The organism is Clostridium ihumii AP5 (genome assembly GCF_000612845.1).
Lineage (GTDB): Bacteria > Bacillota > Clostridia > Clostridiales > Clostridiaceae > Clostridium_J > Clostridium_J ihumii.
Genome location: NZ_CCAT010000062.1, coordinates 241,066 through 253,663, shown reverse-complemented (window position 1 = coordinate 253,663; position 12,598 = coordinate 241,066). Strand labels below are relative to the sequence as shown.

The following is a 12,598-nucleotide window of genomic DNA, read 5'->3' as shown; positions in this document are numbered from 1 at the left end:
AAATGGAGACGATTTTTAATGAATTGTAAATTAAATAAAGTAAATAAACTTTTAAAAGAATATAATCAAGAGCATCTTCTTAAATTCTATGATGAATTAAATGAAGATGATAAAGAATTATTACTTGATGAAATATTAGAAATAGATTTTGAATTAATAAAAAATACATATAAAAAAATAGGTGATGCAAATAACTCTAATACAAAAAATGAGTTTAATCCAATGATTGCAAAAGTACTAAATATGTACTCTAAGGAAGAAAAAGAAAATTTTTATAATATGGGAATAGATGCTTTAAAAGATAATAAAGTAGCAGTTTGTTTAGTTGCTGGAGGACAGGGAACTAGACTTGGTCATAATGGACCAAAAGGAACTTTTAATATTGGATTACCTTCAAATAAATCGTTATTTCAAATTCAATGTGAAAGATTAATATATTTATCAAAACAAGTAGGTAAATATATTCCATTTTACATAATGACAAGTACAGAAAACTATAGTGACACAGTAAATTTCTTTAAGGAAAATAATTATTTTGGATATGATAAAGATAAAATAATGTTTTTTAAGCAAAATAACATGCCAGCAATAAATGAAGAAGGCAAAATATGCTTAGCTAATAAAAATAAAATAAATATGAGTGCTAATGGAAATGGTGGATGCTTTATATCTTTAAAAGAATCTGGTGCATTAAAAAATATGAAAAATCAAGGTGTTGAGTGGATTTTTCTATATGGAGTAGATAATGCCCTAGTAAAAATAGCAGATCCATATTTTATTGGATTCACTATTTCTTCAAATCAATTAGCTGCTAGTAAAGTGGTTGCTAAAAAACATGCAACAGAAAAAGTAGGGGTGTTATGCTATAAAAATAATAAACCTTCCATTGTTGAATATTCAGAACTTCCAAGAGAATTATCTGATGAAATAGATTCAAATGGTAAAATTGTATATTCAAATGCAAATATATTAAATCACTTATTAAATATTAAATTTATTGATGAAATAGTAGATAAAGATTTGCCACTTCACACTGCACATAAAAAAATAAAATACATAAATGAAAATAATGAAAAAATAGAACCATGTAAGCCAAATGGTTATAAATTTGAATATTTCTTATTTGATACTTTCGAATTATTAGATGATATGGCTGTTTTAGAAGTGCTACGTGAAGAAGAATTCGCTCCTGTAAAAAATGCAGATGGAGATGATAGTCCTAAAACTGCTAGAGATTTAACATTAAATTTGCATAAAAAATGGTTAACCGAAGCAGGTTTAGATAAAAACATCTTAAAAAACAATGTAATTGAAATATCACCACTTATATCTTATAATGGTGAAAACTTAAATAAAGATGATATAGCTATTATACTTAAAGATAATAACTTATAATAATAATCTTTTAAAATAAGAATTCATTTATTTAATTGGATTCTTATTTTTTTATAGTTTATATAATAGTTTAACATAATGATTTAAAATATTACCTTGATCATTGACTTAAAAATGTAAATATAATACAATAACTTTGATACATATTTAATTTTAAAAGAGGTGATTACCCTTATGAATTTACAAAAGTATAATAAAGCCTATGTTATAAAAAATTCAACTGAATCTTCAATAATTATGTCATTTATCAATGTAATATATTTTTCATATGCTTTTTTTAATAATACTCTTTTTAAATCATATAATATAGTAATTTTTATTGTAATGGCTCTATGTTATTATTCTACATTTCAAGATATAAATTTTAACTTGTATAATGTAAACCTAAACACAGTAATTGAACTACTTAATAATTATTTTGATTCTAAAAATTTTAAATATAAATTTTCAGATAATAAATTTGTAATTTATGTAGATTATAAAGTAATTAATATAATATTAACTAAACATTTATTCTGTATAAATATATTTATTGATGATAATAATTTTGAAACTGATATATTTTTAAATATTATAAAATATTTAAAAGCAAATTTGAACAGCAATTACACTATGTTAGATTCAAATAATCAATACTTAAAAGAAAAGAGGTAGTTTGATGTTATTTATTAATCATAATAATATAAATCCATATTTTAACCATGCCGCAGAAGAATATGTACTTAAAAATTTTGATGATGAATGTTTTATGTTATGGCGAAATTCACCATGTATATTAATTGGGAAAAATCAAAATGCTTTTGCCGAAATAAATACTGATTATGTAAAAGAAAATAACATAATAGTTGTACGACGATTAACTGGTGGTGGTGCAGTTTTCAATGATTTGGGCAATATAAATTTCACTTTTATTTCTAAAAATAAAGGTGATATAAACTCTAATTTCAGAAAATTCACACTTCCTATTTTGAAAGCTCTTGATTCTTTAGGCATAAATGCAAGTTTTTCAGGCAGAAATGATATAACTATAGATGGGAAAAAAATTTCAGGAAATGCCCAGTATTATTACAAGGATAAAGTATTACATCATGGCACATTGCTATTTTCTAGTTCAATATCAAATTTATCTGAAGCTCTTAAAGTAAATCCATTAAAAATTAAATCTAAAGGTGTCAACTCTGTTAGTGCAAGAGTTACAAACATACATAACTATTTAAACACTGATATGGACGTCTTACAATTTAAAAATTATATAACAAGTTTCGTAATGGATTACTTTAACGAAAAAAATTTATATAATTTTACAGACTATGATTTAAAAAATATAAATATAATTATGGAAGATAGATTTTCTAAATTCAGTTGGAATTTTGGTAGAAATCCTGAATATGAATTTAGAAAAGAAATTCGATTTAAAGGTGGTACAATAGAAGTTAATTTTAATGTTGTTAATGGATACATAAACGATTTAAAATTTTATGGTGATTTTTTCTTTAAAGACAATATATCAAAATTAGAAAAAAACTTTTTAAATATAAAACATGATTTTAATAATATTAATTGTCTTTTAGATAAAATAGATGTACAAGCTTATATTAATGATATGGAAAAAGAAGATTTATTAGAACTTCTTTTTTAAAAATAAAGGGGGACATTAATTATGTATAAAAGAAAACCTGAATGGTTAAAAATTAAACTTGAACATGGGGAAAATTTGAAAAAAATAAATGCACTTACTTCATCTCTTCATCTTAATACAGTATGTCAAGAAGCTAATTGTCCTAATAGATTAGAGTGTCATAATAAAGGAACTGCGACATTTATGATTTTAGGTTCTATTTGCACTAGAAATTGTAGATTTTGCAACGTTTCTTTTGGAAAACCTAATGAAGTTGATAAAAATGAACCACTTCATGTAGCAAAAGCAATACAAAAATTAGGATTAAAGCATGCTGTAATAACATCTGTTACTAGAGATGATTTAGATGATGGAGGTGCTAGTCACTTTAGAGATGTTATATATGCTATAAGAGAGTTAAATCCTAATACAACTATAGAAGTTTTGATTCCTGATTTGCAAGGAAACTTTAATGCTTTAAAAATTATTACTGATGCAAAACCAGAAATTTTAAATCATAATATTGAGTTAGTGCCAAGACTTTTTAAAAGTATAACACCTAATTCAGTATATAAACGTTCTCTTGATCTTCTTTTAAAAGTAAAAGATTTAGATGATTCTATTTTAACTAAATCTGGGTTTATGGTTGGTCTTGGCGAAAATGAAGCTGAAGTCATAGAACTTCTTAAAGATTTAAAAGAACATAAGTGTGATATCGTAACTATAGGTCAATATCTTCAACCTTCAAAAAATCACGCAGAATTAGTTGACTATATAACACCAGAACAATTTGAAAAATACAAGAAAATTGGTATGGACATGGGATTTAAATATATTGCTTCCTCACCACTCGTAAGAAGTTCTTATAATGCTAAAGAAGCTTTAGATTGTTCACATAATATACAATTAACATCGTGTTAGTCTTTATTGATGCAATAAGAGTTCTAGCTTTTACATTAGGTGTAGGTTCTTTAATATACTCATTTTTAATATTATTTAAGAAAAACTCTGTAATAGAACTTAATACATTTATTTGTTTTATAATCCCACTTATAATAACAGAATTTGTAGTAAATGATTCATATTCTTTAGGCTATTTAATAGAAATGATTTTGATGATTTTTTTAATGAGCTTATTTTGTAAAGATTATGTTATTTATCATCCAAAAGACGTTGAATTAAAAGATATTATAACTAATGTATTTAATTCACATAATATTGGATATAGAGAATTTAAAAACAACAACTTCTTTTATTTAAATTTGTATTTAAAAGGAACTCTTGTTACAGCAAATATAAACAAAAATTCTCTTAACTTTAAAAGTGATTTAAAATTTGAAAAGAAAGATATAAATGAAATAATATTATTTATAAATGAGTATCTTAAAAATAATAAAAACAATGCATGGAAAAGATACTTCCTCATTTATATATTGATATCACTACTATGTTTTATAATATATTTTTTAACATAAATTTTAAAAATAAAGGCAAATCAATATATGCCTTTATTTTTTTGTTTAATTTTTAAAATTATTTCAAACTAGTATTTATACATTTACAAAAAACTTTTTTTCATTTTTGAAATTTAAATGAATGTATTTATTTTTTAGATTGCTTCCTCTTTTTATACTTAATTTTCATTGAAAAAAACTTAAATTATTAAATTTGCTATTTTTCTAGAAAATTACTTCCTCTTTTTATTATTTTAAATTTCTATATATTTTTCTATATAAAATCTAACTCCATATAATAAAAGTTATATTGAGTTAGATTGTTTTATTGCATTATTTTAGGTTTTTCTTTTCAAAGTTTACTTATTTGTGTTATAATATTTATTGTAAACATTAAGTTTACACAGTAAACTTAATGTTTACAATAAATATTTCTATATAAAAAGTGTACATAAGTTTTGATTTTAGGAGGATTTTTTATGGATACAACTTTCAGTGTAAGAATAAGTGATGAGTTAAAGGATAAATTTAATAATTTAGCTATTAAAGAGGGGATTAACAATAAAGAATTCATGGAAACCATGATCAAGTTCTATGAGTTAAACTCTATTAAAGATGATAGTCTAAATATTTCAGAAGATATAAATGAATTACAAGCATTAACTAATAGAATGGTTGATATTTTTATAAATTCAGTAGAAAGAACTAAAGTAAAAGAATTAGAGTTAAATAATTTAAATAAAGAGTTTAATTCTAAAAAAGAAACTGAAATTGAAGAGTTAAAAGAGGAAGTAAATAAACTTAAAGAAGAAAACAAGAAAATTAAAGAATTAAATAAAGAAATTGAAAAGAGGGACGAAAAAATAAAATCTTTAAATAGAGATTTAGATCAATTAAAAGGCTTTAATGAAATGTTAGAAGAAAAAAACAAAGAAATGGAAAAAGCAGTTTTTGAAGTTAATTCTATAAAAGAAAATGAAGTTAAGATGAAGGAGTTTATATCAAACTTAGAGAAAGATATAATGAATTTAAATTCTAACATAAAAGAAAAAGATATTTTATTAGAATCAACTAAAGATAAATTAAATGCATTAGAGGACAAATATGAAAAAGATATAGAAAATCTAAAAAGCCAAAATACTTCTATTTCACAAATGGAAAAAGAAAAGTTAAACTTAGATTTCCAACGAGAACTTTTAAATTTAGAACAAGAGTATAAAGAAAAACTAACTTTAAGAGAAAATGAATTAAACGGAAAAATAATGACTCTTATGGAGAAAAGAGAAGAAGATGGAGAAGTTATAAGAAAGCTTATAATGGGTAAGCAAAAAGAGGAAGCATAATTTTTTTATATTATTATTTTATAATAAGTCTTATTAAATATTAAAAGCAATTTACAAAACAAATAGCGGTTTAGTGATTATATTATTTAAACTCTAAATATAAGGAGGAATAACAATGAAATTATTTATAAGTGCTGATATAGAAGGCGTTAGTGATATTTGTGATTGGAAAGAAACGACTAAAGGCGAAGAGGATTATAATGATTTTAAATTACAATTAACAAGAGAAGTAAATTCAGCTTGCACAGGAGCTTTAAATGCAGGAGTTAACCATATAGTTATAAAAGATGCTCATGATTCTGCTAGAAATATAATGCATAGAGATTTACCTCAAGAAACAACATTAATAACAGGGTGGGCATATCATCCTTATTTGATGATGGAAGGCTTAGATAATACTTTTGATGCTTCTATTTTTATAGGATATCATTGTGCTGCTGGAACTAATGGTAGTCCTCTTGCTCATACAATGGACCCTGTTAAAATATCTTATATAAAAATAAACGGAGAAATTGCAAGTGAATTTAAAATAAACTATTATACTTCACTATATACAGGAGTACCATTAGTACTTGTAACTGGCGATAAAAACCTATGTGATGAAGTTAAAAGAACCAATGATAAAATAGAAACCATAGTAACCAAAGAAGGAATAGGTGGCAGTGCAGTAAATTTACATCCAAAGACTATAGAAGATACCATTTTAAATATAACAGAAACAATATTTAATTCTAATAATTTAACTGAATATCTAGAGACTTTACCTAAAGAATTCAACATAGAAATTCAATATAGCAATCATACCGATGCTTATAAAGCTAGTTTTTATCCAGGTGTTACTATTAAAGATGGCTTAACTATAAAATATAAATCAAATGATTATTTTGATGTGTTAAAAATGTTTTTATTCTTAACTTAATGCTAATAAACCATTAAACATTAAAATAAGTGTATGCTTTAAATCAAGTTTTTGTCTAATAATCTCTTTGCTTTGCTATTATATTTACAAAACTATATTATATCTTTGAATTAATTAAATTTACAAAAGAGATGCAATTTCGAATAAAGGAAAGATAAGAAACAAAACATTATCTTTCCTTTATTTAATATATATCTGCTTATCCAAACCTATATAATAAGAAAGGTACACTAATAACACAAATCAATATCATAATAATTATAACAGAACTTATTATATACAAGTTTTTATTCTTACATTTTTTAAAAAGTATTATACCTAAAGTTGCTATAGAAATTATTAAAAGTAAATTGAAACTAAAATATTTCAATAGATCAGTTTTGATTTTAAGATTTGAAGAAGTTGTTATACCATTTAATAAGAAAATAGCTGCCCATGCATAACAAAATACCACATTACTTTCTTTAACTCGTTTTCTTTTCATATCATTGCTTATCAAATATTTATTATACTCATTTTTATTAGTATTCTTTATAAAATACTCGTGAAATTTAATATTAGTTTTTAATAAAATAGATAATATCATAAATGAAATGGATAATATAAAGAACATTAATTTAAATCCTACAAAATGACTAATAAAAATTGAAAACAATATTATAAGTGAAATTAAAATACAACTTTCCAAAAAATTTTTAAATGTCATATTTTCACCACCTTACATAATATACCTTTTATATATTTTATCATTTTAAAAGTAAAAAGACCTTTTTTATTTTATAACTTTACATTAAATTCATTATCTATTTATTTTTCGAATCTAACTTAAAATTCAACTTATAATTAATCATGCGAAAGTATAATTTAATACAAAAACATCTATTTTTTTCAAATTATATTATATACTTTTATAATTACAGTATTATAAATATTCATAGTTAAATCTTTAGCTTTTGAAATATAATTTTAATATAATTGCAATTTCAAATCATATATAAAGTGTTTTATACGGTATTTTTTTAATAATCATGTATTTTTTGAATTAATATACATCCTTATAATTCTTTTTTCAATAAAATAAATCACTATTATATATATTTTTTATTATAAATTATCATTAATATTGAATATTATTTCATTTTTATAGATTTTATACAAATTTAAATAGTATTTCTCATGTTTTTTAATATTTTTTTGATATTGAATAGAGTTAAATATTTCATCTTTTAGTCATTTTAAAGATATATCCCCGTATATTTTTTCATTTTTATATTATTTTTGACATATTGCCTTCTATTAAATTGCATTTTTATATATTTGAGCATAAATTTAAATACTATATTTTAAATATAAATTACTAAATCAATATTCTCATTATATATGAATTTAAAACGTTGTTAATATTATACTCTTTGTGTATAATTATCATATATATTTACTGTTTATTAATTATATTTAATCGTAAATATATATTAAGTTTAAAATAGAAGAGGAGACATTTTAATGAACAAAAGAACTAGAGGATTTGAGCTAATTTCTGAAAATCAATTTGAAAAGGATTTTCAAGATATTGATATTAACTATTCAGAACTAAAATTACCTAAAAGAGCAACTGCTAGAGCAGCTGGTTATGATATATATTCAACTATAGATTTTAAACTTGAACCAGGAGAGGACATAAAATTACCTACAGGTTTTAAAGCTTATATGTTAGAAGATGAAAGCTTAGAATTATATCCAAGAAGTAGTATGGGTTTCAAATACTACATAAGAATTGCAAATACAATTGGACTAGGGGATAGCGATTACTACAATTGTGAAAGTAACGAAGGTCATTATTTTATAAAACTTAGAAATGAAGGTTCTAAAATTTGGGAAGTAAAAAAAGGAGATGCAATAGCTCAGGGTGTATTTAGAAAATATCTTCTTTCAGATAATGATGATTTCATAGGAGAAGAAAGAGTAGGGGGCTTTGGTAGTACAAACAAATAACTTTAATAAAGAAAAAACAGGTCATAATTTATTATGCCTGTTTTATTTCTCATTCTCTTTATTTAGTACCATATCTGAAAGTTTAAAACTAATCCAACCTTTTTTAACCATATATCTCAAAAACATTATAAGTCTAGCATAAATAGGGTGACATCCATCTACATAATCTTCTTTTTTTATATCTTTATACTCTTTTTTTAATTCTGGCATATCTAAAAGAATTTGACCAATATCATATACTGTCTTTTCACCATCTAAGTTTTGCCAAACAGTACTTCCAAGCCTATCCAATTTAATATCACTTACTGCTGGTTTTTTAGCTATCTTTTGAAGTATTTTCTCTGCAAATTTCTTATGATGAAATATAAGGTGAACATTTCCTTTTCTAATTTCATATTCCTCATGTTTTTTTACTGGAACATACAAAAGAAAGTTTTCTTTCTCATCTATTTTTTTATCCTTTGCCATAAAATCATTCCTTTCTTTTAATAAAAGAGGGTAGAGATTTAAACTCATACCCTCAAATATATTATTCTGCTTTTTCTTCTACTTTAGATGCAAATTTGTATACTAAGAATGCTAGAATTACAAATGCAACTAATGCTGTCCATGGACTGTTAGCAAGCGCTGGTAACATTTTTGGACCTATAGCAACTTTGTCTGCTACTCCAAATGTAGTTATTAATGCAACTACGATACCTGTTAACGCATCTCCAGCAACAAGTCCTGAAGAAAGAAGTATTCCTCTTTCAGTTTGAAGTTTAACTTGATCTTCATTACTCTTGAATTTCTTCTCAACAAGTTTTCTTATGATACCACCAGTTAATATTGCAGCACTTAAGTGGATTGGTAAATATAATCCAAGTGCAACTGGAAGTATTGGAAGTCCTGCAAGTTCACAGAATATTCCTATTACAGCTCCAACTATAACAAGTGCCCAAGGAAGTTGTGCAGTCATAACACCTTCAACAACCATTGACATTAATGTAGCTTGAGGTGCTGCTAATGCTTCTGATCCTAAACCATATGTATTGTGAAGTAATAATAGTACTGCTCCACCTGCAGCAGATGCAATAACTATTCCTGCATACATACCCCATTCAACTTTCTTTGGAGTACCACCAATTATGTAAGTAGTTTTTAAACTTTGAGAAACTCCTCCAGCAACTGAAGTACCAATTGAAACTATAGCTCCTGCAGTAATTGCAACTAGCATACCAGCTTTACCTTGGTATCCAACAAGTTTTAAAACTCCTGTTACAAATAGTAATGTAGCAATTGTCATTCCTGAAACTGGGTTATTAGAAACTCCTATGATACCAGCCATTCTTGCAGAAACAACTGCAAAGAAGAATGTGAATAAAACAGCAAGGAAAGATCCAACAACACCAATTTTTAAACCTGGTAAGAATATTGCAGCAACAAATACAAATATTGCAGCTACTAATACCCAGCTAAGTGGAGTATCAACTTCTGTTCTTTTTGTAGCAGCTCCACCTTTATCACCACCAAGACCTTGCATAGCTGTTTTAAATGATTTTATTATAGTAGGTAATGATTTACCAAGACTTATAAATCCACCAGCAGCAACAGCTCCAGCTCCTATGTATCTTATGTAGTTCTTCCAAATATCCCAAGCTCCCATATCAGCTATTAACTGAGTAGAAGGGAATAGTGGTGTTTGAAGACCTGCTCCAACATACTTGATTAGTGGAATAAGACCAAACCAAGCAACTAAAGCTCCACCAAACATGTATAAAGCAACTTGAATTCCAACTATGAAACCAACTCCAACAAGTGATGCCATAGCATTAACTCCAATGATAGTTCCTTGAACAGGTTTTATAACCCACTCAGGTGATTCTTTCCAAATTTGAAGGGCAGCTGAACAGAATTTAAATATTGCTCCTCCACCTATACCAGTAAGAACTGTCTTAAGACCACTTCCACCTTCCATTCCTGTAACAAGAACTTCAGCTGCAGCCATTCCTTCTGGGAATATTAATTCACCGTGTTGTTCAACAATTAGGTATTTTCTAAATGGTATAACAAAAACTATTCCTAATAATCCTCCTAATGTTGTACAAAGTATTATAGTTGGAAGTTTTAAATCCATTCCCCATAATATTATTGCAGGTAGAGTGTATATAATACCTCCTGCGATAGATTCACCCATAGCAGCAACTGCTTGAATCATATTAGCCTCTAAGATGTTATTTCTCTTAAACACTGCTTTAAGTAATGTTGCTCCTAAAATAGATGCTGGAATACCGGCTGCAATTGTCATACCAACCTGTAATCCTAAATAAACATTAGCTGCTGCAAATATGCAAGCAAATATGATACCAATACCAATAGAAATAGCACTTACTTCTGGCATTGCTACATCAGTAGGAACGAAAGGCATGTAATCTTCGCCTTTAATTCCACCGTAGGCATTATGAGATAATTTCTTACTTTCTGCCATTTTGTCTTCATCTCCCTTATTTAGTTTTTAATTTGCCATTTAAATAATAAAATTTGATTAATTATTATTTTAAAATTTAAATGTACATTATGATTTTATTATGGAATCGGTTTCAAATTTTAAAAAATAAATTCAAAATCTATTTTTAAAATGTAAAACATAACAAAGTTAAAATTATTAAATGGTATTAATAGAATATTAACGTATAAAATAAAAATTTAACAATGTTTTCAATTTCCTTACACATAATATCAAATGTAAAAAATAAAATCAATACATTTTGTGAACTTTTTTTGAATAAAGAATGAATTGAATTTTATTTTTTTATAAAAATTCAATTCAATCTCATATTTATACATGTTTAAAATTTCTAAATATTGTTCTAAATTTAGGAAATTAGCAATAATATTAATAATTTAAAATAAGGGTGTATTGAATAAATTTTCATATGTATTTTTTAAAAAATTTATTTTAAAATCCTCATATATTTTTAAATAACTATTATTACCAGTTTTTATTTTTTTCTTTCAAGAAAATTAAATAATTTTTAAAAATTTACTGATTAATATGTAAAATTAATTAAATTTAGAATAATTTCATTAATTGTATTTTTAATAATTTTATAATTTGACTAATTTTATATTCAATTGAATAATTTTGTTCATATTTTTTGATGTTTTTCGACTTGAATTATTGTTAATATATTAACGATAATTGTTTCATTAATATTATTTAGTAAATTTGATACTTAATTTAGATATTATTTTATTTTTTAATATTAAACTCGAATTTTATTACTTTTATTGGATATTTAATTTTTATTTAGTAACTATTTCTTTAATCAAATTTTGCAAGTTTTAATTTATTTATTTTACTATAACTAAATCTATTTAATTGTATTTAAACACTTTATAATAATAAAATAGACAGGAATAACTGTATAATTCCTGTCTATTCTAATTCATCATTTTTTTGTTCATGATTTTCTGCTACTTTAAATTTAATCCAACCTTTTTTAACCATATACCTTAAAAACATTATTAGTCTACTATAAATAGGATGACAACCTTCTATATAATCATCTTCTGTTATATCTTTATATTCTTTTTTTAATTCTGGCATATTTAATAATATTTTACCAATTTCATAAACATTATTTTCTCCATTTATATTTTGCCAAACACTGCTTCCAAGCCTATCTAATTTCACATCACTAACTGAGGGTTTTTTAGCTAACCACTGTAATACTTTTTCTGCAAATTTATTATGATAAAATACAAGATAAACAAAACCATTTCTAATTTCCCAATCATTATGTTTTATAACTGGAATATATAATAGAAAGTTATCCTTATCACTGCTCTTTTCTTTTTTAGACATTAAATTTCTTCCTTTCACATTTATAAAAAT

At 24.6% G+C, this 12,598-nt stretch carries 12 protein-coding genes; 8 read left to right on the top strand and 4 right to left on the bottom strand.

The window, feature by feature from the left end; translation table 11 throughout:
* Window positions 1-18 precede the first annotated feature (18 nt).
* From BN346_RS12375 to BN346_RS12345, 7 genes are all read left to right on the top strand, one after another.
* Window positions 19-1,395: a UTP--glucose-1-phosphate uridylyltransferase gene (locus BN346_RS12375; RefSeq protein WP_040328962.1), complete on the top strand. Its 1,377-nt coding sequence runs from the start codon at window positions 19-21 to the stop codon at window positions 1,393-1,395.
* Window positions 1,396-1,569: 174 nt separating this feature from the next.
* Complete coding sequence (locus BN346_RS12370) at window positions 1,570-2,049, top strand: hypothetical protein (protein WP_040328961.1); 480 nt, start codon at window positions 1,570-1,572, stop codon at window positions 2,047-2,049.
* A 4-nt stretch (window positions 2,050-2,053) separates the two neighbouring features.
* Complete coding sequence (lplA, locus tag BN346_RS12365) at window positions 2,054-3,034, top strand: lipoate--protein ligase (RefSeq protein WP_040328959.1); 981 nt, start codon at window positions 2,054-2,056, stop codon at window positions 3,032-3,034.
* A gap of 21 nt (window positions 3,035-3,055) precedes the next feature.
* Window positions 3,056-3,934: a lipoyl synthase gene (lipA, locus tag BN346_RS12360; protein WP_040328958.1), complete on the top strand. Its 879-nt coding sequence runs from the start codon at window positions 3,056-3,058 to the stop codon at window positions 3,932-3,934.
* Complete coding sequence (locus BN346_RS12355) at window positions 3,928-4,488, top strand: hypothetical protein (protein ID WP_040328956.1); 561 nt, start codon at window positions 3,928-3,930, stop codon at window positions 4,486-4,488. The genes lipA and BN346_RS12355 overlap by 7 nt, the downstream gene beginning before the upstream one ends.
* 458 nt (window positions 4,489-4,946) lie before the next feature.
* Window positions 4,947-5,810, top strand: coding sequence for a BfmA/BtgA family mobilization protein (locus tag BN346_RS20615; RefSeq protein WP_051540371.1), 864 nt, complete (start codon window positions 4,947-4,949; stop codon window positions 5,808-5,810).
* A gap of 115 nt (window positions 5,811-5,925) precedes the next feature.
* The gene (locus BN346_RS12345; protein ID WP_040328955.1) at window positions 5,926-6,729 is read left to right on the top strand and encodes a M55 family metallopeptidase; all 804 of its coding nucleotides are present in this window, start codon (window positions 5,926-5,928) and stop codon (window positions 6,727-6,729) included.
* Window positions 6,730-6,928: 199 nt separating this feature from the next.
* Here BN346_RS12345 and BN346_RS12340 read toward each other — a convergent pair whose 3' ends face one another.
* Complete coding sequence (locus BN346_RS12340; RefSeq protein ID WP_040328954.1) at window positions 6,929-7,435, bottom strand: hypothetical protein; 507 nt, start codon at window positions 7,433-7,435, stop codon at window positions 6,929-6,931.
* 797 nt (window positions 7,436-8,232) lie between these two features.
* Between BN346_RS12340 and BN346_RS12335 the strand changes: the two genes are divergently transcribed.
* A complete protein-coding gene (locus BN346_RS12335; protein ID WP_040328953.1) occupies window positions 8,233-8,721 on the top strand; it encodes a dCTP deaminase/dUTPase family protein in 489 nt (162 codons plus the stop codon).
* Between the two features lie 42 nt (window positions 8,722-8,763).
* Here BN346_RS12335 and BN346_RS12330 read toward each other — a convergent pair whose 3' ends face one another.
* The 3 genes from BN346_RS12330 to BN346_RS12320 all read right to left on the bottom strand — a co-directional run bounded on the left by BN346_RS12330 (window position 8,764) and on the right by BN346_RS12320 (window position 12,586).
* Complete coding sequence (locus tag BN346_RS12330) at window positions 8,764-9,189, bottom strand: PqqD family protein (RefSeq protein ID WP_040328952.1); 426 nt, start codon at window positions 9,187-9,189, stop codon at window positions 8,764-8,766.
* A gap of 61 nt (window positions 9,190-9,250) precedes the next feature.
* The gene (locus BN346_RS12325; RefSeq protein WP_040328950.1) at window positions 9,251-11,188 is read right to left on the bottom strand and encodes an OPT family oligopeptide transporter; all 1,938 of its coding nucleotides are present in this window, start codon (window positions 11,186-11,188) and stop codon (window positions 9,251-9,253) included.
* A gap of 951 nt (window positions 11,189-12,139) precedes the next feature.
* Window positions 12,140-12,586, bottom strand: coding sequence for a PqqD family protein (locus BN346_RS12320; protein WP_242838430.1), 447 nt, complete (start codon window positions 12,584-12,586; stop codon window positions 12,140-12,142).
* Window positions 12,587-12,598: the final 12 nt, after the last annotated feature.

Bases quoted from the DNA above. Each gene is read 5' to 3' on its own strand.
- lplA (WP_040328959.1), top strand. From the start codon at position 2,054: ATGTTATTTATTAATCATAATAATATAAATCCATATTTTAACCATGCC.
- BN346_RS20615 (WP_051540371.1), top strand. From the start codon at position 4,947: ATGGATACAACTTTCAGTGTAAGAATAAGTGATGAGTTAAAGGATAAA.
- lipA (WP_040328958.1), top strand. From the start codon at position 3,056: ATGTATAAAAGAAAACCTGAATGGTTAAAAATTAAACTTGAACATGGG.
- BN346_RS12340 (WP_040328954.1), bottom strand. From the start codon at position 7,435: ATGACATTTAAAAATTTTTTGGAAAGTTGTATTTTAATTTCACTTATA.
- BN346_RS12345 (WP_040328955.1), top strand. From the start codon at position 5,926: ATGAAATTATTTATAAGTGCTGATATAGAAGGCGTTAGTGATATTTGT.
- BN346_RS12330 (WP_040328952.1), bottom strand. From the start codon at position 9,189: ATGGCAAAGGATAAAAAAATAGATGAGAAAGAAAACTTTCTTTTGTAT.
- BN346_RS12335 (WP_040328953.1), top strand. From the start codon at position 8,233: ATGAACAAAAGAACTAGAGGATTTGAGCTAATTTCTGAAAATCAATTT.
- BN346_RS12375 (WP_040328962.1), top strand. From the start codon at position 19: ATGAATTGTAAATTAAATAAAGTAAATAAACTTTTAAAAGAATATAAT.
- BN346_RS12370 (WP_040328961.1), top strand. From the start codon at position 1,570: ATGAATTTACAAAAGTATAATAAAGCCTATGTTATAAAAAATTCAACT.
- BN346_RS12325 (WP_040328950.1), bottom strand. From the start codon at position 11,188: ATGGCAGAAAGTAAGAAATTATCTCATAATGCCTACGGTGGAATTAAA.